This is a genomic window from Spirillospora sp. NPDC047418 (genome assembly GCF_040643275.1).
GTDB lineage: Bacteria > Actinomycetota > Actinomycetes > Streptosporangiales > Streptosporangiaceae > Spirillospora.
The window spans coordinates 19104-37435 of record NZ_JBEYTW010000014.1 but is presented as its reverse complement, the minus strand read 5'-3'; the positions used below and the strand labels follow the sequence as shown (position 1 = coordinate 37435).

Here is an 18332-nt window from a genome sequence, read left to right as displayed (position 1 = left end):
CTAGGACCGCAGGTCCCCGGCCGCGTCCCGCAGGTCCGCGAGGAACGCGGTGACGGCCGGGGACCTGCGCGCGTGCCGGCCCACCGCCGCGTAGACGGAGCGGCGCGGCCCGCGCCCGGACGCCACCGCGCGCAGCACGACACCGTCGCGCGCGAGGGCGGAGGCCGCCAGCGCGGGCACGAGCGTGACGCCGAACCCCGCCGCGACCAGGCCGAGCTTGGAGATCCACTCGGCGGCCCGCAGCGGCGTCCGCGGGACGAACCCGGCGGCCTCGCACCGGGCGCCCAGCGCGGCGACCGCCTCGGGGTCGTCGGCCACGATCCACGGCTCGTCCGCCAGCTCGCCCAGCGGGACGCGGTCGCGCCCGGCGAGCCGGTGCCCGGCCGGCAGCGCGACGAGGAGCGCGTCGTCCAGCAGGGCCACCAGGTGCTCGGCGCCGATCGAGGGATGCTTGTGCGTGCTGACCAGCGCGATGTCGAGGTCGCCCGCCTCCAGCATCGGCAGCAGCCGCTCGGTCGTCCCCTCGCGCAGCACCGCCCGCACCCCGGGGTGCCGCTCCCGGAAGCGGGCGAGGGCGCGCGGGACGAGCGCGGCGTTGGCCGTCGGGAACGCGCCGAGCCGCAGCGTCCCGGTGTCGAGGCGGCGCAGCCCGTCCAGGGCGCGGGCGGTGTCGGCGAGCCGGTCGAGCAGGGCGCGGGCGTGCGGCAGCAGGTACACCCCCGCCGGGGTCGGCCGGACGCCGCGGGCGCCGCGCGCGAACAGCTCCACGCCGCAGACGTCCTCCAGCGCCGCGATCTGCCGGGAGACCGCCGACTGGGTGTAGCCGCCGGCGGCCGCGGCGGCGGTGAACGAACCGAGTTCGGCGACGGCGACGAACGTCCGCAGCAGCACCGGATCGAGGGCCTCAGCACGCATCCTGCGAAGGATACGGGGCCGCCGCGATGCCGGGGTGATCTATCGGCTTGGTACCCTTCTGTCCTCACCCTCCGTCATCCCCGCAGGTCCCCGCCGAGGTCGCCCATGTCCGAGAGCCGCCCGTTCGTCAGCCTGGCGACCGACTTCGGCGCCGCCTACACCGCCATCTGCGCCGGCGTCGTGTACGCGACCGCGCCGGCGGCCACCGTGCTCGTGCTGAGCGACGAGATCACCCCGTTCGACGTGCGCGAGGGCGCGATGCTGCTGCGGCAGGCGCTCCCCCACCTCCCGGTCGGCGTCCACACGGGCATCGTCGACCCCGGCGTCGGCACGCCGCGCCGGCCGGTCGCGGTCGAGACCGGACGCGGGGACCTCCTCGTCGGCCCCGACAACGGGCTGCTCGTCCCGGCCGCCGAGAAGCTGGGCGGTGTCGTCCGGGCGCACGCCCTGGAGAACCCGGCGTACCGGCTGCCGGAGGTGTCGACCTCGTTCCACGGCCGCGACATCTTCTCGCCCGCCGCCGCGCACCTCGCGAACGGCGTCGACGTCGCCGACCTCGGCGCGCCGGTCGAGTTGCTGCCGCTGGACGTCCCGCCGCCGGTGACCGCCGAGGGCGGGCTGACCGTGCCCGTCCTCTACACCGACCGCTTCGGCAGCCTGGTCCTCGGCGCCGAGCCCGCCGACCTCGCCGCCGCGTTCGGCGAGCTCGCGCCCGGCACCCCGCTGGACGCCGTCTGGACCGTTCCCGAACCCGGCTCGGCACGCATCACGTTCGAGGAGACCTTCGGCGCCGTCGCCATCGGCGAGCCGCTGCTGTGGGTCGACTCGTCCGGCTGGCTGGGCCTCGCCGTCAACCAGGGCTCGGCCACCGACGCCCTCGGCCTCGCCGGCGTGCGGACCCTCACGCTGCGCACCGCCGTCCCCCGAACCTGACCAACAGAAGATCGCTGGAGGCCCCGTGAACCGCCGCCCCCTGTCGGCCGTCCTGACCGGACTGGCCGCGCTCGCCCTCGCCGTCACCGCCTGCGCCCCGCAGGAGGACGACACCGCCGCCTCCAAGAGCCCCGCGTCCTGCACCAAGGGCCAGCTCTCCCTGAAGACCCCCGGCAAGCTCACCATCGGCACCGACAAGCCCGCGTTCGAGCCGTGGTTCAAGGACGACGACCCGGCGAACGGGCAGGGCTTCGAGAGCGCCGTCGCCTACGCGGTCGCGAACAAGCTGGGCTTCACCAAGGAGGAGGTGACCTGGACGGTCGAGTCGTTCGAGTCGTCCTACGCGCCGGGGACGAAGAAGTTCGACTTCGACATCAACCAGGTCTCGGTCACCCCGGCCCGCGAGAAGGCCGTGACGTTCAGCACCGGGTACTACGACGTCCAGCAGGGCGTGGTGGCGCTGAAGGGCACCAAGTACGCGGACGCGACGAGCATCGCCGGGCTGAAGGGCGCGAAGATCGCCGTGCAGGTCGGCACGACGTCCTACCAGGCGGTGCAGAACCAGCTCAAGCCGGACAGTGCGCCGAAGGTGTTCAACAACCAGATCGACGCCGTCAACGCGCTGAAGAACAAGCAGGCGGACGTCCTGCTCGTCGACCTGCCGACCGCGTTCTACGTGACCGCCGCCCAGGTGGAGGACTCCAAGATCGTCGGGCAGCTGCCGCAGACGCAGGGCGGCGAGACCGAGCACTTCGGGCTGCTGCTGGAGAAGGGCAACTCCCTCGTGAGCTGCCTCGACCAGGCCATCGGCGAACTGAAGTCGTCCGGTGAGCTGGCCAGGATCCAGGAACAGTGGCTGACGACGTCGGCCGGCGCGCCCGTACTGAAGTGACCTCCCCCGCCAAGGGCGCGCCCGGGACGGCCTGGGTCAAGAGCGAGCGGCAGCTCGAGCGGGAGCGGCGGCGCCGCCGCGCGGGCGTCCGCTCGGCCTCCCTCGCCACGGCGTCGACCGCGCTGTTCGCGGTCGTCGTCGTGGCGGTCGTGGTGTCGTCGCCCGGCTGGCCCCGGGTACACGAGACGTTCTTCAACTGGGGCGAGTTCACCGGGGCGCTCCCGGACGTGCTGCGCGGCTTCTGGCTCAACGTCCGGATCTTCCTGATCGCCGAGCCGGTGATCCTCGCCGTCGGGCTGCTGGTGGCGCTCGCCCGCGGGCTGCGCAACCCGCTGTTCTTCCCGCTGCGGGCGCTGGCCGTCGCCTACACCGACGTGTTCCGCGGCATCCCGACGATCCTCCTGGTGTACCTGGTCGGGTTCGGTCTGCCGGCGCTGCAGTTGCAAGGGATCCCGGACAACCCGGCCGTGCTCGGCGGGTTCGCGCTCGTCCTGTCCTACGGCGCCTACGTCGCGGAGGTGTTCCGCGCGGGCATCGACTCGATCCACCCGAGCCAGCGCGCCGCCGCGCGCTCGCTCGGCCTGTCGCGGACGCAGAGCCTGCGCTTCGTCGTGCTGCCGCAGGCGGTGCGCCGGGTGGTCCCGCCGCTGCTGAACGACTTCGCGTCCCTGCAGAAGGACACCGCGCTCGTCGCCGTCCTCGGCCCGCTGGAGGCGCTCCGCCAGGCGCAGATCCACTCCGCCGACACCTTCAACTACACGCCGTTCCTGGCCTCGGCGGTGCTGTTCATCGCGCTGACGGTGCCGATGGCCCGGTTCACCGACCATCTCGCGGCCCGCGCGGAGCGGCGCCGCGCCCCCGGAGGCGGCACATGAGCGAGGGGCGGCCCGTGAGCGAACCGCTGCTGCGCGTCGAGGGCGTGTGGAAGACCTACCACGCGCAACCGGTGCTGCGCGGCGTCGATCTGGACGTCGCGCCGCACGAGGTCGTGTGCCTGATCGGCGCGTCCGGATCGGGGAAGTCGACGCTGCTGCGCTGCGTCAACGTGCTGGAGACGGTCGACGACGGCGCGATCTTCCTGGACGGCGCGGACATCACCGACCCGGGCGCCGATCCCGACGACGTCCGCAAGCGCATCGGGATGGTGTTCCAGTCCTACAACCTGTTCCCGCACATGTCGGTGCTGGACAACATCACCCTGGCCCCCGTGCGCGTGCACAAGCGCAGGCGCGCGGAGGCGGAGAAGGACGCGCGGGAGCTGCTGGAGCGGTTCGGGCTCGCCGACAAGGCGGCCGAGTACCCCGACCGGCTGTCGGGCGGGCAGCAGCAGCGGGTCGCGATCGTCCGGGCGATGGCGGGGCGGCCGAGCCTGCTCCTGCTGGACGAGGTGACGTCCGCGCTGGACCCGGAGCTGGTCACCGAGGTCATGGACATCATCCGGGAGCTGAAGGACTCCGGCATGACGATGATCCTGGCGACGCACGAAATGGGGTTCGCGCGCGACATCGCCGACACGGTGTGCTTCCTGCACGACGGCGTCCTGCTGGAGCGGGGGCCCGCCGAGCAGATCTTCACCGAGCCCGCCGAGCCGCGGACGCGGGAGTTCCTGCGCCGGGTCCTGGAGTCCCGGCGCCTGTAGGAGACTGGTCGCCGTGGCGTTCCTCGACGTGGTGGCGTGGGTGCGGGTGTCGGACGGCCGGATGCTCGCCGTCCGCTCCCGCGGCCGTGACCTGCTCTATCTGCCGGGCGGCAAGCGGGAGCCGGGCGAGGACGACTGGTCGGCCCTGTCGCGCGAGGTCCGCGAGGAACTCGCCGTGGAGCTGGACCGGGCGTCGTTCCGGGAACTGGGCGTCATCTGGGCCCCCGCCCACGACCAGCCCGACTTCGCGCACGTGCGGATGGCCTGCTTCACCGCCTCCTACCGGGGCGCCATGGCAGCGGCCGGCGAGGTCGACGAGTACGTCCACGTGGGACGCGGCGACCGGCGGCTGCTCGCTCCCGCGTCCCGGGCCGCGCTCGACCTCGCGGACGAGCACGGGCTGCTCAGCCGGTGAGCGCGAGCCCGCTGCCGACCCCGGGGGCCAGCGAGAACAGCGCGGCGGCGACGGCCACGGCGCAGGCGCCCCGGGCCGGGCGGGACGGGCCGTCCGGCCGCCGGAACAGCGGGACGATCCAGCGCAGGTAGTAGAAGACGCTCGCCGACGAAGCCGAGCAGGCAGACGACCAGCGACAGCCCGAGCAGCGGGGAGCCGCGCATCAGCCCGGCGTATCCGGCGAGGTCGTCGCGCCCGTGGGCGAGGACGACCGCGAACGCGCCCAGGTTCGTCACCGCGTAGGCGGCCACGGTCGAGTACGCCAGCAGCCGCCGGACGTTGTCCTGCCCGAACGCGGCGAGGTTGCCGAGCGTCATCGTGGCCGCGGCGATCACGGCGACGAGCGCCGGCCATCCGGCCGCGCCCGGCGGGAGCGCCTCGGCGGCGAACCGGTAGAGGGCGGCGAACGCCCCGATCTTCGGGACCGTCGTGACGAACGCGGCGATGGCGGGCGGGGCGCCCTCGGTGACGTCCGGTATCCAGAAATGGCCGGGGACGGCGCCCGCCTTGAACAGCAGCCCGGCCAGCAGCGCGACCACGCCGACGGCGACCGCCGCCGAGGAACAGCGGGACGGCGACGGCCGCCGCGACCGCGAGCAGCCCGTACCGTCCCGCCAGGAAGACGAGCCGGTCGGGCCCGGACGGTTCGGCGACCGCTCCGCCGGCCAGGTCGGCGCCCACCGGATGGCCGAACGGGCCCCAGAACGTCATCGCGAGCGCCGAGACCAGGTAGACGGCGAACGCGACCGGCATCCAGACCGCGAACATTGCGGCAGTTCGTAGGCGAGGCCCTGCACGAGGAACCGGTACCCGCCGGCCAGCGCGTACGCCGAGTTGGCGCCCCACCCCGCCAGCCACACCGACGCCCAGGCGACGACCTCCATCGCGTTGAACCAGACGACGCCGACGCCCGATCCGACGTCGCCGCGGCGACCGCGAGCGCGCCGAGCACGACGGCCTCAACCATCGATCGCCCCGAGATCCGGATCGAGGCTCGCCACGATCAGCCGCGCCTCGGCCAGCCTCGCCCCTTCGACCAGCGAGGGGAGCACGCCGAGCGGCTCCCCCGGCCCGCCGTCGGCTCCCTCGATCTCCCGGAGCCACCCCTCGACCCGCTCCCACACGCCGTCGACGCCCCGCGTCATCCAGCGCAGCGCGGGCGACCGGCGAACCCTCCGGACGAGCGGCTCGAACCGCGCCGCCGGCGCACCGTCCTGGGCCTCGTCGCGCAGCAGGGCGGCCCGCTCCCCCGCCTTCTCCCACCCGGCGACGTGCGGGAACCGCGAGAGGCTGTCGAGCCGGGCCGCGGCCCGGCGGTCGTCCGTCCAGAAGGTCGCGTCCGCGCGGTCGACGGCGGAGACCTCCGCGGCTGCACGACGTCCCCCTGCACGGTCAGATCGATGCGCAGCCCGGCGGGCCAGTACGGCAGCACGGGCCCGAGCGGCACGTGCAGGACGTCCAGCCGCAGCCCGTCCCGGTCATCGGCCCGATCGGCCATGCCGGCGTCGAGTTCCAGCGCGGGACGCCCGCCGCCACCGCAGCTCGGCCTCGACCGCGAGCCTGTCCCGCGTCCCGTCCGCGGCCGCCACGACGAACGGGCGCGGGTCGCGTCTCAGGCCCACCGCAGCGCCCCCTCCCGCCACGCGTACAGGACGCCGACCAGCAGCAGCACCAGGAAGGCGAACATCTCCACGACGGCCTTCACGCCCACCGACGCCACGACGAGCGCCCACGGGTACATGAAGACCATCTCCATGTCGCGAAGGTGAGGAACACCATCGACACCGCGTACCAGCGCACGTGGAACCGGGACAGGGCGTGCTCGGCCGGGCGAGCCCCCGACAGGAACGGCCCGGCCTCGAACGCCCGCGGCGCGACCGCGAACGACACCGCGTAGACGCCCGCGATCACCGCCCCCACCAGCCCCAGCACCGACAGGACGACGGCGTACGGCGGCGGGGCGGCTGGACGGCTGGCCAGCCTCTACCTGATCAGGGCGGCGCCGAAACATCCCTCATCCCGAGATGTCCGCCCACTCCGGCCGTCTCCCGGCCGTCCGCGCCCGGGCATCCCGCTAGGGCCTGCGCTCCTTGTCGGCCGCGGCGGCGGCGAGGATCATCTCGTCCACGACCCAGCGGGCCCGCGGCGACAGGTCGACCAGGGCGCGCAGCACCTCCGGCCGGATGACGCCCTGCTCGACGTCCCGCCGCAGCGCCTTGATCGTCAGGTCGTCCCCGATGGGCGCGGACTCGCCGGCGAACCCGAAGAACCCGATCGGCACGCCGAAGAACGTGGCGAGCGCCGTCAGCGTCTTGAGCTGCGGGTTCTCCTGCCGCCCGGTGCGCAGCTTCCACACGGTGGTGGACGAGATGTCCTCCCCGGTGGCGCGCGCGATCGCCGCCGCCGTCTCGACGTTGTTGCGCGGCGGCTCCGCGTCCGCCGGCCACAGGTTCCGGATCAGCCACTCGACCTTCTCGGCCAGCGACGCCCCCGGCGAGATCCCCTCCGCGTGCTCGCGCATCATGCCCCTCCCCATGTCAGTGATTTTAGTTGACCACATGTGCGCTCGTCAGCCAAGGACACGCGCACCCTCCGAGAGTCGCGGCGGCGCGGCGCACGCCGGGACCGGGGAGGGAGGCACCGGTTAGCCCTCAGGTCCCGGCCGCTCACCCTGTGCGGGGAACTTTGCCAAGGCACGTTGCAAAGGGCCTTGGCAACTTCTAGCGTCGGCGGCATGAAGGAGCGACCGGCACCCGAGGTGATCACCGATCCGCGGCAGGTGCGGCTGCTGGCGCACCCGCTGCGGCAGCGGATCGCCGAGATCATGCGGCGCGGCCCCGTCTCGTCCACCACGCTCGCCCGCGAGCTGGGCGAGAGCACCGGCTCGACGAGCTACCACCTGCGGCAGTTCGCCAAGTACGGGTTCGTCGAGGAGGTCCCGGAGCTGGCGCGCGGGCGGGAGCGCTGGTGGCGGGCCGTCCCCGGCGACCGGCGGCTGCCGCCCTACGGCGAGCAGTCGCCGGAGATGCGGCAGGCCGTCGCGGAGCTGACCCGCCTGGAGTTCGCGAACGAACTCGAAGCACTCACCCGCTACCTGCGGGAACGCGACGGCCTCGGCCCCTGGGCGGACGCGCTGCTCTTCTCGTTCTCCACCGTCACGCTCACCCCGGACCAGGTGCGCCCCTTCTTCGAGGAGTACATCGCGCTCCTCTACCGCTACAAACGCGCCGACGGCGAACCGCCGCCGGACGCGCGGACCTTCCACGCCAGGTTCCTGGCGTTCCCGGAGGTCTAGAGCCCGGGCCGCCGAGTTGCCCCTCGCCGGCCCGGGCGGGCGGAAGCCCGCATCACCACGCCGCGAACGGCGTGTTCTCACGCAACGCGAACCCCCGAGGAAAGGAGAGCACTCCGTGCTGCTCTCACGCAAACGCACGCTGACATGGGCGGTCCTGCTGCTCTGGGTCGGGATCACGATCCTGGCGGTCCCGCTCGCGGGCCGGCTGCCGGACATCGTCCAGGCGAAGTCGTCCGCCGAACTGCCGCGAGGCGCCCAGTCCACCCGGGTGGACGAGTTGACGTCCCGCTTCCCCGACGGGGAACTGGCGCCCGGCGTCATCGCCTACGTCCGGGCCGAGGGGATCACCCCGGCCGACCGCGCGAAGGCCGAGGCCGACCGCCGCGCCCTCGCCCCCCTCGCGGCCGGGACGATCGCGCCGCCCGTCCCGTCCCGCGACGGCGAGGCGCTGATGCTGACCGTGCCGCTGAAGGACGACGACGCGCTCACCGGCAAGGCGGAGCAGCTGCGCGACCAGTCCCGCACCGCCGTGCCGCCGGGCCTCGACGTGCGGCTGACCGGCCGGGCCGGTGCCGCCCTGGACGTCGGGGACGCGTTCCAGAAGGTCGACAAGCCGGTCCTGCTCGCCACGGTCGTCCTGGTGGCGCTCGTCCTGCTCCTCACCTACCGCAGCCCGATCCTGTGGCTGCTGCCGATCGTGAACGCGGCGATCGCCCTCCAGGTGACGGGCGCCGTCGTGTACCTCCTCGGCGAGCACGCCGGCCTGTACGTCGCGGACGGCACGTCCACCATCCTGAACGCGCTCGTGTTCGGCGTCTCGACCGACTACGCGCTGCTCCTCCTCGCCCGCTACCGGGAGGAACTCCGCCGCTCCCCGGACCACCACCGCGCGATGGGCATCGCCCTGCGCCGCGCCGCCGCACCGATCACCGCGTCCGCCGCGACGGTCTCCCTCGGCCTGCTCTGCCTGCTCGCCGCCGACATGGGCTTCAACTTCGCGCTCGGCCCGATCGGCGCGATCGGAGTCCTCGGCGGCCTTATCGTCGTGCTATCGCTGCTGCCCGCGCTCCTCGTCGTCCTCGGCCGCCGGGTCTTCTGGCCCCGCATCCCCCGCTACGGCGACACCCCGCACGGGCCCGGCGCCTGGGAGCGCATCGGCCGGCGCATCGCCGCACGCCCTCGCCTGGTCTGGGTGGGCGGGCTCGCCGTCCTGGCCGCGCTGGCCTCCGCCTGCCTCAGTGTCAACACGGGCCTGGACCGCGCCCACTTCCTCACGACAACCCCCAGTTCGACGGTCGGCGAACAGCTGCTGGCGAAGCACTACCCGGGCGGCCAGGGCCGCCCGCTCCAGGTCGTCACCTCCGAGCCGGACTCGGTGACGAGCGAACTCGAACAGTCCCCCGGAGTCGCCCGCGTCGGGAACCCGCAGCCCTCGGCGGACGGGCGCCTCACCAGACTCGACGTCGTCCTGACCGCTCCGCCCGACAGTGAGGAGGCGAAGAAGACCGTCCGCGAACTCCGGGAGACCGTCCCCGACGCCCTGTTCGGAGCGAGCACCGCGAGCGAGATCGACCTGGCCGACGCCCAGGCCCACGACCGGCACGTGGTGATCCCGCTCGTCCTCGGGGTCGTCCTGCTCATCCTGATCGCGCTGCTCCGCGCGCTGGTCGCCCCGCTGCTGGTGATCGCCACGGTCATCGCGTCCTACTTCGCCGCCCTGGGCGCCGCCTGGCTGCTGTTCCGTTACGCCTTCGGCTTCCCCGCCCTCGACATCCAGGTCGCCCTCATGGGCTTCCTCTTCATGGTCGCGCTGGGCGTGGACTACAACCTGTTCCTCGTCTCCCGCATCCGCGAAGAAGTCGCGGCGAGCGACCACCGCACCGGCGTCCTGCGCGGCCTCGGCGTGACCGGCGGCGTCATCTCCAGCGCGGGCCTCGTCCTCGCCGCCACCTTCGGCGTCCTGGGCGTCATGCCGGTGACGATGATGGTGCAGATAGGCGTCCTGGTCTCCCTCGGAGTGCTCTTGGACACCTTCTTCGTCCGCTCCGTCATCGTCCCCGCCATGGCCCTGGACGCGGGCCGATACTTCTGGTGGCCCGCCCGCCCCAAAAAGGAATGGCCAAAGGAGTCCTCTTCCCCGTAGAGTGCATCGTCTTTTGTCGGGGGACAAAGCCGAAAGAGGAGAGGGACCAGTGGATTCTGCACACGCCGACGACCCCGGCAACGAGGCCCTGCGCATCCGTTACCGGGACCACGGCGTATGGTTCAACACCCTTCTCATGGTCGCCATCCTCGGCAGCCGATTCGTGACGGAAGCGACGTTCACCATCTCCCTCTCCTCGGTCATCTGGCTGATCGGAACGGCATTGCTGCTGGTCAGCGGCCTGATGATGGCACTGCGCTCCGAACGCGGCCTGACACTGGACACCGACGGCATCACCTGGCACCGGGTGGAACTGTTCATCCCCTGGCGCCAGGTGACCGAACTGGACATCGACACCAACCTCAAAGGCTCGGGGAAACCGCGCCTGATCGTGCGGACCGAAGCGCCCGCCGATGCGCTGGAGGGCCAGCGGGGAATGGCCAGGTTCCTCATCCAGGCGAACACCCAGCAGTACGGCGGACCCATCGCCGTGAAGGCGCACCTCCTCTCGGTCCCCGCCGAATCCGTCATCGCCGCCGCCGACCGGCTGCAGCAGGCCGCCGCCGCCTCCGGCAAGGCCCGGTCGGTGGACTACGCCCGGCGGGACCGCGCCCGCACCATCGCCACCGCGTGGACGTCCGCCGGGTTCGCCGGACTCCTGGCCGGCCTGGCCACGATCGTCGTCCCCACCCTGTTCTAGAAGAGGATTCCGTGCGTGGGGCGAGTGGGTGTTCGGGACGGTTACGGGGGTCCGTCCTCGCGGTTGAAGGGTGCCAGGGCGATCAGGCCGGACAGCAGCACGGGGCCCAGGGCGAGGCTGAACAGCACGTCGGTGAACCAGTGGAAGTCCGCCGCCGTGAGCGCCGCCGCCGCGACGCACCCGGTCACCAGGGAGATGTCGCGGCGGCGCCGCCAGGGCAGCCGCCCGCGGGCGGCGGGGAACGCGGCGACCAGCAGTTCGAGGACGACCCAGATCAGCACGAACGCATTGAGGGTGTGGCCCGACGGGTAGGCGGTCCCGTGGGTGAACAGCACATCGGCGTCACCGTAGGGGAAGGTCCGGGGGATCGCCGCCTTCAAGCCGGTCTGCAGCAGTGACAGCCCGACCACGATCACCGCGCTCATCAGCACCGGGCGGGGCGAGAGCCGCCGGATCCCGGCGATGACGGCCAGCACGCCCATGACCACGACCAGGTCGCCGCGCTGGCCCAGCTTGGTCACCACGGTGACGGCGGCCAGCCACCCGCCCCGCACGCGGGCGTCGAAGAACTCGTGGACGATCCAGTCGAGATGCCGGAGCGGGCCGTCGAGCAGCACGTCCACCGTGACCAGCACCATGATCGCGAACAGCAGCGCGTACCAGCCCCCGGATCCCCACCGCACGCATGCGTTCTTCCCCGCCCGCGCGGTTTCGCCCATGTCAGGGGACGAGGATGGCGCGCCCCCGGACCCGTCCGGCGTCCAGATCGTCGATCGCGGACTGGAAGTCGTCCAGCGGGTACTTCCGCGTGTGCAGCGTGACCGCGCCGCGCGCGGCGAGAGCCATCAGGTCGCACAGGTCGTTGTAGGACCCGACGAGGTTGCCGATGATGTTGATCTCAGCGGAGATGATGTCGATCGTGGGGACGTCGATGTTCTCGCCGTAGCCGACCACGTGGTAGTCGCCCGCCTCCCGCAGCATCCGCAGCCCCTCCGCGGTCGACCCGCCCTCGCCGACGAAGTCGATGACGACCTCCGCGCCGCCGCCGGTCAGGTCGAGCACCCGCTCGACGTGCTCCCCGTCCGCCACCACGCCGTGGTCGGCGCCGATCTCGGACGCCAGCCCCACCGCCTCCGCCCTGCGGTCGACCACGATCAGCTCCGCCGGGCTGATCGCCTTCAGCACCTGGACGCCGATGTGCCCGAGGCCCCCGGCCCCGATGACCACGCACCGGTCCCGCGGGGTCAGCCGCCGCGCCGCCTTCGCCGCCGCGTGGTAGGCGGTGAGGCCCGCGTCGGCGAACGCCGCCACGTCCGCCGGCTCCAGCGACTCGTCCAGCTTCACCACGCTCCGCGCGGACGTCTTCAGGTAGTCCGCGTACCCGCCGTCGGAGTCGATCCCGGGGAACGCGCTGTTCGCGCAGTGGACGTCGTCCCCCGACCGGCACGCCCGGCACAGCCCGCACGTGACCAGCGGATGCAGGATGACCTTGTCGCCCTCGGCGACGTTGGTGACCGCCGCGCCGATGGCGTGCACCCATCCGGCGTTCTCGTGCCCGATCGTGTACGGCAGCACGACCCCGGACTTCTCGGCCCACTGCCCCTCCAGGATGTGCAGGTCCGTCCGGCACACCCCCGCACCCCCGATCCGCACCACGACGTCGAAGGGCCCGTCCGCCTCCGGGACGGGCACCTCCGCCATCCGCAGATCCTCGCCGTACCCGACCACCCGCACAGCCCGCATCGCCTACTCCTCGTGGACGTGTATCCGTCCACGGGCCCCTACCCAGGAACGGCTGACCTGTTCGGGCCGAAGGGGTTCCGGTGGACCTGACGGGCGGTCAGAATCGGTGTCCATGAGCGACGAAGAGAAGCGTGAGGCGGCACTGGACCGGATCGACACGACCGTTCCGCATTCGGCGAGGATCTGGAACTACTGGCTGGGAGGCAAGGACAACTATCCCGTCGACCGCGCCGCCGGCGAGCAGTTCCGGGAGACGTTCCCCGGCGTGATCGAGGTGGCGCGCGCGTCCCGCCTGTTCCTCACCCGGTCCGTGCGGTACCTGGCGGGCGAGGCCGGCGTCCGCCAGTTCCTCGACGTCGGGACGGGCCTGCCCACCGTCGACAACACCCACGAGGTCGCGCAGCGCGTGGCGCCCGGCGCCCGCGTCGTCTACGTCGACAACGACCCGCTGGTGCTCGTCCACGCGCGGGCCCTGCTCACCGGCACACCGCAGGGGGTGACCGACTACATCGACGCCGACCTCCACGAGCCGGGCCACATCCTGGACATCGCCGCCAAGACCCTCGACTTCAGCCGTCCCGTGGCGCTGATCCTGAGCGGCATCATGGGCCACGTCCCGGACGGCGACGAGGCGCGCTCGATCGTCCGGTCGCTGCTGGAGCCCCTCCCGCCGGGCAGTTACCTGTCCCTCAACGACGGCACGAGCGTGGTCGCCGGGGAGGCCGCCGAGCACGCCCAGAAGGACTACAACGAGGGCGGCTCGGTCGCGTACACCCTGCGCTCCCCGGAGGACATCGGCCGCTTCTTCGAGGGCCTGGACCTGGTCGAGCCGGGCCTGGTCTCCTGCCCGCTCTGGCGCCCCGAGTCGGACGCCTTCGGCACCCCCGAGCCGGTGGACGCCTTCGGCGCCGTGGGCCGCAAGCGCTGAAACACGAGAACCGCGGATGAGGATCCGCGGTTCACAGGTACCCCCGAGCGGATTCGAACCGCCGTTACCGCCTTGAGAGGGCGGCGTCCTAGGCCACTAGACGACGGGGGCCGGACACCCGGGGCGATCTCCCGCCCGGGCCTCGCCCAGCCTACCGGACGCCGCCCCCCACCTCGACCACATTTCCCCCACCCCGACCACGGGGGACGCCGCCGAAGAAGTCCACGCACAGCAAAAGCACGTGAGCGTTACTGGGATGTCGCGTAGGAAAGGCTTCACGGAGCGGACCTCAGCCACCGTGAGGGCGAAGCCCGAACAGCCGGGAGTTCCAGGGGGTCGCCCCCTGGAAAGACACTGCGGGCCTCGGTGAAATCGAGCGAAGCTCGATGAGCACGATGACCCGCCAGGTACCCCCGAGCGGATTCGAACCGCCGTTACCGCCTTGAGAGGGCGGCGTCCTAGGCCACTAGACGACGGGGGCGTGGTCCGTACGTGACGGACGCAGCTGGGGTACCAGGACTCGAACCTAGACTAAGTGAACCAGAATCACTCGTGCTGCCGATTACACCATACCCCAGTGAGGTACGGGCTTCCGTGTCGTTTCCGACCCGGTCGCTCGCGCCTCGATGAGAATACAGGACCTTGGCACAACGACCAAAACGATTGACCGGGACGGCGGTCAGCGGGTGAAGTCGGCCGGGCCGATGTGGGCGTGGCCCCACTCGACGAGGGGGCGCAGGCGCCGCCACGACGTCCGCACGCGGCCGATGACCTCGTCCGGGTCCGCCATCCACGGGTCGGCGGGCCAGCCGGTGTGGCCGTAGAGCGAGCGGTGCCGCAGGAGTTCCAGCCGCGGATGGTCGGGGGCCGTGCCGCGCGGGCGGGTCTTGAGCCGGTCGCCGGCGATCTCCATGCCGGCGGAACGGAGGTCGTCCACGATGGCCTGGAGCTCGCCGCCGTGCGCGTCGGATCCGGCGGCCTCGCGGTAGCGGCGGAGCTGGTCGGGGGTCGGCGCGTACATGCCGCCCGCGACCATGAGGCCGTCCGCGTCGACCTGGATGTAGAAGCCCTCACCGGTGTGGCCGCCCTGATGCGTCTTGTAGGGCGACTTGTCCTTGCTGAAGCGGACGTCCCGGTACGGGCGGAAGAGCTTGACCGCGCTGAACTCCTCTTCCAGCTCGGCGCACAACTCGGCCATGGGGTCGCGTACATGGCGTTCGTAGGCTTCCTTGTGGGACGTCCAGTAGGGCTTGCTGTTGTCGCCCAGCAGGCCCTCGTAGAACGCGAACGCCTCGCCACTGAAGCCGCCGAACGCCATGGCTCAGTCCCGGGCGATGACGCGGTTGGTGAGGCTGCCGATGCCCTCGATGGCGACGGTCACCTCGTCCCCGATCTGCAGCGGGCCGACGCCGGCGGGGGTGCCGGTGAGGATGACGTCGCCGGGCAGCAGCGTCATGACCTGGCTGACGTACTCGACGAGTTCCGGGATGCCGCGCAGCAGCAGGGACGTGCGGGCGTCCTGGCGGACGTCCCCGTTGACGGTCGTGGAGATCGCGAGGTCGGCGGGGTCGACCTCGGTCTCGATCCAGGGGCCGAGGGGGCAGAACGTGTCGAAGCCCTTGGCCCGCGTCCACTGCCCGTCCTTCGCCTGCAGGTCGCGGGCGGTGACGTCGTTGGCGCAGGTGTAGCCGAGGATGACGTCGGCGGCGCGGGACGCGGGCACCTCGCGGCACAGCCGGCCGATGACGACGGCCAGCTCGCCCTCGTAGTCGACGCGCTCGGACAGCTTCTCCGGGTAGGCGACGGCCTCGCCGGAACCGATCACGGCGGTGGACGGCTTGGAGAAGATCACCGGTTCGGCGGGCGGCTCGTCCCCGCCCATCTCGCGGACGTGGTCGGCATAGTTCTTCCCGATCGCGATGATCTTGCTGGGCAGGATCGGCGCGAGCAGCCGGACGTCGGCGAGCGGGAACCGCTGTCCGGTGAACGTCAGCTCGCCGAACGGGTGGGCCGCGATGGCGGCGACGGTGTTCTCCTCCACCACTCCGAAGGACATGCCCTCGTCGGTGGAGAACCTGGCGATACGCATGTTCGAAAGCCTAGTACCCCGGTCAGAAGCCGCACGCCGTGCCGTTCAGCTGGCAGCCCTTCGGGGTGGAGGCGGGGCCCGCCGCGCCGAACTGGACGTCCCAGGTGCCGCCGGGCGGGATCGCCGGAGCGCCGTCGAGGTTCCTGATCTCGACCTTCTCTCCGCCGTGGACGAGCCGCGCGCCCCAGATGTTCTTCACGTCGGCGCGCGGGGCCCGGAAGGTCAGCTTCCAGGTCTTCATGGGCCGGTCGGTGCGGTTGGTGATGACCATCTTGCCCTCGAAGTACCCCTCGTCCCGCTGGACGAGCTGGTACGTGATCCCCTTGCCCTCGACGAGCGGGCCGATCGGGGCGGTGGTCGCCGGCGGCGGCCCGCCGGGCTGCCCGGCGGGCGGCTGACCGGCCCCCGGCGGCGTCGCGGGCGGCGGCGCGGGCGCCTCGACCGGCGGGGACGCTCCCGGCCCCGCGGGCGCCGGCCCGTCCGTCGGTCCGCCGGCCGGCGCGGACGCGGCCGGTGACGGCGGCGCGGCGGTCTTCCCGTCGCCGCCGGAGCCGCCCCCGGTGAGCAGCAGCGCCACGACCGCCGCGGCGGCGAGCACGACGACCGCGGCGATCACCGCGACCAATGCCATCGGGGGCCGGGACCGCGACGGCGGCACTCCCCCGGACGGCATCGCCGGGGCGGTCTCATCGGGCCGCGGCCCCGCCGGGAGGCCCGGTGAATGCATCGCGTAGGGCGGCGGCGGGACGCTCGCCCCGGCGTCCGCCGGCTCCCGCTCGGCGCCGAACTGCTCCGTCCAGGGCGCCTGACCGGCGACCGGCGCGGGCGCGGGACGCTCGGCCGTCACCGAGGCGGGCACCTGCTCGAACGCCGCCTCCTCCGCGGCCGGAGCGGGCGGCACGGGCGCAACGGGCGGCACGGGCTTCTCGATCCGGATGTCGGTGACGGTCGCGGACGCCTTGTCCGGCGCATCGCGGAAGGGCACGTCCGGGTCGTCGACCGGAAGGGCCGGGGAGACCGCCTCCGCGTCGTCTTCCGGGTCATCGACCGGATCGTCCTCCGGAAGATCGTGAAGGGTGACCTCCGGATCGTCGACCGGGTCGTCCTTCGGAAGGTCGTAGAGGGTGACCTCCGGGTCATCGACCGGGTCGTCCTCTGGGAGGTCGTGGAGGGTGACCTCCGGGGTGTCGACCGGGTCGTCCTCGGGGTCGTCGGCCGGAAGGTCCTGGAACGTCGTGTCCGCGAGGCCGTCCACGGGGGTGTCGACGATGGTCGAGTCGGGTTGCGCTTCCGCGCTCGGGGCCGGGGCTGCGGCCCTGCCGGGGACGCGGAACTCGGCGGTCGTCTTGTGGTCCGGGGGCACGTACCCGGAATCCTCGCCGCTCAACTCGTCCACCCTCCGCCGTCGCCGATCTCATGGACTCCGACGACGGGCGAAGCGGTTCGGTTCATATCGAACCGGGAGGAGTCCGGAAGGCGTCAGCCCGCCGGTGCGGGCTCGAGTCCCCGCCGGGCGGCCTGCCGCAGCTGCCGGTTGAGCATGTCGGTGATGAGCTCGATGGCGTCGGGCGTGGTGGTGTCGTGCGCCCCGCTGAGCCAGCGGGTGGCCTCGGCCAGCAGGTCCTCGGCCGATTCGCCGGCGGGGCCGGCGTCGGCCAGCAGGCCGAGGACGGCGCCGAGGCGCAGTGCGGCGTCGGCGCGCCCGGACTCGGCGGCCCGCCGGTACCAGTCGGCGGCCTGCGGCAGATCGCCCTCGCGCTCGTAGACCTCGCCGAGCCCGAACGCCACGTCCGCCCAGGTGCCGTCCGTCGGACGGCCAAGGTCCTCGGGAGTCCAGGGTCGGACGGGCATGGGATCACTCCGGCAGGTCGGTTCGATGGGGACGGCACACGGGAACGCCGCGCGTGCGGTGCAGGACCCCATAGTGGATGCTCCACCTGAAATCCGCCACCGGTTTCGCCAGATTTGGTGAAACTTCTGCGTAACCGTACCGATACCGACGGAAACACCACCGTTCTTTCGAACGACCGGTTTCCGCGGCGGCGTTCGCCCTCCTCAGGCCGTCCGGTAGCCGGCCAGCCGGTCCTCGAACCCGTCGTGCCCCGCGTCCCAGGGCCGCACGGCGCCCGGGGCGCCCGTCCCGCCGTCCGCCAGCAGTTCCGGGACGGAGCGGGGCTCGGGCAGCACGCCGCCGCCGAGCCGGACGGGGTCGCGCAGCACCGTCCGCACGCCGGGCTCCCCGGAGGCGAACTCGCCGAGGAGGAATCCCTCGGACTCGTTCCACACCAGGGCGCGGAGCCCGAGGACGAAGGTCGCGTCCCGGGGTTCGGACGGGTCGAGCCAGACGTTCGAGAGCGGCACCCCGCGCCGGTGCAGTGCGTCGGCGACGTCCGTCACGTACCCGCGCACGGCGTCGACGAAGGGGTCCGAGTGAGGCAGGGGCCGAATACGGTCGATCACTGGGTCATCCCTCTCTTCGGTCTCTTTACGAAGTATGAGGGAAGTTGATCCCATATGTCCCATTTCCGAGGGAGAAATCTGGCTGAAGGCAGGCCAAACAGCCCCTTTCGCCACATTCCTCCCTTCAGTACCTCCGCGTCG

The 18332-nt window shown here is 72.4% G+C and carries 22 protein-coding genes, 3 tRNA genes and 1 pseudogene; 10 read left to right on the top strand and 16 right to left on the bottom strand.

What is annotated here, in order from left to right; all coding sequences use genetic code 11:
• Window positions 1–915: a LysR family transcriptional regulator gene (locus ABZ806_RS11575; RefSeq protein ID WP_500216826.1), complete on the bottom strand. Its 915-nt coding sequence runs from the start codon at window positions 913–915 to the stop codon at window positions 1–3.
• Window positions 916–1020: 105 nt separating this feature from the next.
• Between ABZ806_RS11575 and ABZ806_RS11570 the strand changes: the two genes are divergently transcribed.
• From ABZ806_RS11570 to ABZ806_RS11550, 5 genes are read left to right on the top strand one after another with little or no spacing between them, the layout of a single operon-like run.
• Window positions 1021–1848: an SAM hydrolase/SAM-dependent halogenase family protein gene (locus tag ABZ806_RS11570; protein ID WP_500216825.1), complete on the top strand. Its 828-nt coding sequence runs from the start codon at window positions 1021–1023 to the stop codon at window positions 1846–1848.
• A 25-nt stretch (window positions 1849–1873) separates the two neighbouring features.
• Window positions 1874–2740, top strand: a complete 867-nt coding sequence (locus ABZ806_RS11565) for an ABC transporter substrate-binding protein (RefSeq protein ID WP_500216824.1) — start codon at window positions 1874–1876, stop codon at window positions 2738–2740.
• Complete coding sequence (locus ABZ806_RS11560) at window positions 2701–3615, top strand: amino acid ABC transporter permease (RefSeq protein WP_500216823.1); 915 nt, start codon at window positions 2701–2703, stop codon at window positions 3613–3615. The genes ABZ806_RS11565 and ABZ806_RS11560 overlap by 40 nt, the downstream gene beginning before the upstream one ends.
• Window positions 3612–4379 carry an amino acid ABC transporter ATP-binding protein gene (locus tag ABZ806_RS11555; protein WP_500216822.1) on the top strand — a complete coding sequence of 256 codons (768 nt, stop codon included), beginning with the start codon at window positions 3612–3614 and terminating at the stop codon, window positions 4377–4379. Before ABZ806_RS11560 ends, ABZ806_RS11555 begins: the two co-directional genes overlap by 4 nt.
• A 13-nt stretch (window positions 4380–4392) precedes the next feature.
• The gene (locus ABZ806_RS11550) at window positions 4393–4794 is read left to right on the top strand and encodes an NUDIX hydrolase (protein ID WP_500216821.1); all 402 of its coding nucleotides are present in this window, start codon (window positions 4393–4395) and stop codon (window positions 4792–4794) included.
• Between the two features lie 323 nt (window positions 4795–5117).
• Here the strand turns inward: ABZ806_RS11550 and ABZ806_RS11545 are convergent.
• Window positions 5118–5372: pseudogene (locus tag ABZ806_RS11545) on the bottom strand (proton-conducting transporter transmembrane domain-containing protein); the annotation flags it as partial.
• Here ABZ806_RS11545 and ABZ806_RS11540 point away from each other — a divergent pair.
• On the top strand, window positions 5341–5616 hold the full coding sequence (locus ABZ806_RS11540) for a hypothetical protein (RefSeq protein ID WP_500216923.1): 276 nt from the start codon (window positions 5341–5343) through the stop codon (window positions 5614–5616). The pseudogene ABZ806_RS11545 and the gene ABZ806_RS11540 overlap by 32 nt on opposite strands.
• Here ABZ806_RS11540 and ABZ806_RS11535 read toward each other — a convergent pair.
• From ABZ806_RS11535 to ABZ806_RS11520, 4 genes are all read right to left on the bottom strand, one after another.
• Window positions 5541–5717, bottom strand: coding sequence for a hypothetical protein (locus ABZ806_RS11535; protein WP_500216820.1), 177 nt, complete (start codon window positions 5715–5717; stop codon window positions 5541–5543). The two genes, ABZ806_RS11540 and ABZ806_RS11535, sit on opposite strands and share 76 nt — an antisense overlap.
• Window positions 5718–5792: 75 nt before the next feature.
• Window positions 5793–5978: a hypothetical protein gene (locus ABZ806_RS11530; RefSeq protein ID WP_500216819.1), complete on the bottom strand. Its 186-nt coding sequence runs from the start codon at window positions 5976–5978 to the stop codon at window positions 5793–5795.
• 467 nt (window positions 5979–6445) lie between these two features.
• Entirely contained in the window at window positions 6446–6589 is a 144-nt protein-coding gene (ndhC, locus tag ABZ806_RS11525) for an NADH-quinone oxidoreductase subunit A (RefSeq protein ID WP_500216818.1), read from the bottom strand.
• A 318-nt stretch (window positions 6590–6907) separates the two neighbouring features.
• Window positions 6908–7369 carry a helix-turn-helix domain-containing protein gene (locus ABZ806_RS11520; RefSeq protein ID WP_500216817.1) on the bottom strand — a complete coding sequence of 154 codons (462 nt, stop codon included), beginning with the start codon at window positions 7367–7369 and terminating at the stop codon, window positions 6908–6910.
• A 198-nt stretch (window positions 7370–7567) separates the two neighbouring features.
• Between ABZ806_RS11520 and ABZ806_RS11515 the strand changes: the two genes are divergently transcribed.
• The 3 genes from ABZ806_RS11515 to ABZ806_RS11505 all read left to right on the top strand — a co-directional run bounded on the left by ABZ806_RS11515 (window position 7568) and on the right by ABZ806_RS11505 (window position 10971).
• Entirely contained in the window at window positions 7568–8128 is a 561-nt protein-coding gene (locus ABZ806_RS11515; RefSeq protein ID WP_500216816.1) for a helix-turn-helix domain-containing protein, read from the top strand.
• 115 nt (window positions 8129–8243) lie between these two features.
• Window positions 8244–10271, top strand: coding sequence for an MMPL family transporter (locus ABZ806_RS11510; protein ID WP_500216815.1), 2028 nt, complete (start codon window positions 8244–8246; stop codon window positions 10269–10271).
• Between the two features lie 49 nt (window positions 10272–10320).
• Window positions 10321–10971, top strand: coding sequence for a hypothetical protein (locus ABZ806_RS11505; protein ID WP_500216814.1), 651 nt, complete (start codon window positions 10321–10323; stop codon window positions 10969–10971).
• A 41-nt stretch (window positions 10972–11012) separates the two neighbouring features.
• Here ABZ806_RS11505 and ABZ806_RS11500 read toward each other — a convergent pair whose 3' ends face one another.
• Both ABZ806_RS11500 and ABZ806_RS11495 read right to left on the bottom strand, forming a co-directional pair.
• Window positions 11013–11654: a phosphatase PAP2 family protein gene (locus tag ABZ806_RS11500; protein ID WP_500216813.1), complete on the bottom strand. Its 642-nt coding sequence runs from the start codon at window positions 11652–11654 to the stop codon at window positions 11013–11015.
• Window positions 11655–11691: 37 nt separating this feature from the next.
• Window positions 11692–12714 carry an NAD(P)-dependent alcohol dehydrogenase gene (locus ABZ806_RS11495; RefSeq protein WP_500216812.1) on the bottom strand — a complete coding sequence of 341 codons (1023 nt, stop codon included), beginning with the start codon at window positions 12712–12714 and terminating at the stop codon, window positions 11692–11694.
• A gap of 112 nt (window positions 12715–12826) precedes the next feature.
• Between ABZ806_RS11495 and ABZ806_RS11490 the strand changes: the two genes are divergently transcribed.
• Window positions 12827–13642: an SAM-dependent methyltransferase gene (locus tag ABZ806_RS11490; RefSeq protein ID WP_500216811.1), complete on the top strand. Its 816-nt coding sequence runs from the start codon at window positions 12827–12829 to the stop codon at window positions 13640–13642.
• 38 nt (window positions 13643–13680) lie between these two features.
• On the opposite strand, the gene ABZ806_RS11485 is transcribed toward ABZ806_RS11490, so the two are convergent.
• The 8 genes from ABZ806_RS11485 to ABZ806_RS11450 all read right to left on the bottom strand — a co-directional run bounded on the left by ABZ806_RS11485 (window position 13681) and on the right by ABZ806_RS11450 (window position 18191).
• Window positions 13681–13753 (bottom strand) — tRNA-Glu (locus ABZ806_RS11485).
• 297 nt (window positions 13754–14050) lie between these two features.
• Window positions 14051–14123 (bottom strand) — tRNA-Glu (locus ABZ806_RS11480).
• Between the two features lie 24 nt (window positions 14124–14147).
• Window positions 14148–14219, bottom strand: a tRNA-Gln gene (locus ABZ806_RS11475).
• 102 nt (window positions 14220–14321) lie between these two features.
• Entirely contained in the window at window positions 14322–14960 is a 639-nt protein-coding gene (locus ABZ806_RS11470) for a DUF2461 domain-containing protein (protein WP_500216810.1), read from the bottom strand.
• Window positions 14961–14963: 3 nt separating this feature from the next.
• Complete coding sequence (locus tag ABZ806_RS11465; RefSeq protein ID WP_500216809.1) at window positions 14964–15731, bottom strand: fumarylacetoacetate hydrolase family protein; 768 nt, start codon at window positions 15729–15731, stop codon at window positions 14964–14966.
• A gap of 22 nt (window positions 15732–15753) precedes the next feature.
• On the bottom strand, window positions 15754–17118 hold the full coding sequence (locus ABZ806_RS11460) for a cellulose binding domain-containing protein (RefSeq protein WP_500216808.1): 1365 nt from the start codon (window positions 17116–17118) through the stop codon (window positions 15754–15756).
• A 92-nt stretch (window positions 17119–17210) separates the two neighbouring features.
• The gene (locus tag ABZ806_RS11455; protein WP_500216807.1) at window positions 17211–17582 is read right to left on the bottom strand and encodes a tetratricopeptide repeat protein; all 372 of its coding nucleotides are present in this window, start codon (window positions 17580–17582) and stop codon (window positions 17211–17213) included.
• Between the two features lie 204 nt (window positions 17583–17786).
• The gene (locus ABZ806_RS11450) at window positions 17787–18191 is read right to left on the bottom strand and encodes a DUF6292 family protein (RefSeq protein ID WP_500216806.1); all 405 of its coding nucleotides are present in this window, start codon (window positions 18189–18191) and stop codon (window positions 17787–17789) included.
• Window positions 18192–18332 lie beyond the last annotated feature (141 nt).

Bases quoted from the DNA above. Each gene is read 5' to 3' on its own strand.
- ABZ806_RS11470 (WP_500216810.1), bottom strand. From the start codon at position 14,960: ATGGCGTTCGGCGGCTTCAGTGGCGAGGCGTTCGCGTTCTACGAGGGC.
- ABZ806_RS11515 (WP_500216816.1), top strand. From the start codon at position 7,568: ATGAAGGAGCGACCGGCACCCGAGGTGATCACCGATCCGCGGCAGGTG.
- ABZ806_RS11490 (WP_500216811.1), top strand. From the start codon at position 12,827: ATGAGCGACGAAGAGAAGCGTGAGGCGGCACTGGACCGGATCGACACG.
- ABZ806_RS11535 (WP_500216820.1), bottom strand. From the start codon at position 5,717: ATGGAGGTCGTCGCCTGGGCGTCGGTGTGGCTGGCGGGGTGGGGCGCC.
- ABZ806_RS11495 (WP_500216812.1), bottom strand. From the start codon at position 12,714: ATGCGGGCTGTGCGGGTGGTCGGGTACGGCGAGGATCTGCGGATGGCG.
- ABZ806_RS11465 (WP_500216809.1), bottom strand. From the start codon at position 15,731: ATGCGTATCGCCAGGTTCTCCACCGACGAGGGCATGTCCTTCGGAGTG.
- ABZ806_RS11455 (WP_500216807.1), bottom strand. From the start codon at position 17,582: ATGCCCGTCCGACCCTGGACTCCCGAGGACCTTGGCCGTCCGACGGAC.
- ndhC (WP_500216818.1), bottom strand. From the start codon at position 6,589: ATGGAGATGGTCTTCATGTACCCGTGGGCGCTCGTCGTGGCGTCGGTG.
- ABZ806_RS11570 (WP_500216825.1), top strand. From the start codon at position 1,021: ATGTCCGAGAGCCGCCCGTTCGTCAGCCTGGCGACCGACTTCGGCGCC.
- ABZ806_RS11530 (WP_500216819.1), bottom strand. From the start codon at position 5,978: ATGACGCGGGGCGTCGACGGCGTGTGGGAGCGGGTCGAGGGGTGGCTC.
- ABZ806_RS11555 (WP_500216822.1), top strand. From the start codon at position 3,612: ATGAGCGAGGGGCGGCCCGTGAGCGAACCGCTGCTGCGCGTCGAGGGC.
- ABZ806_RS11575 (WP_500216826.1), bottom strand. From the start codon at position 915: ATGCGTGCTGAGGCCCTCGATCCGGTGCTGCTGCGGACGTTCGTCGCC.
- ABZ806_RS11520 (WP_500216817.1), bottom strand. From the start codon at position 7,369: ATGGGGAGGGGCATGATGCGCGAGCACGCGGAGGGGATCTCGCCGGGG.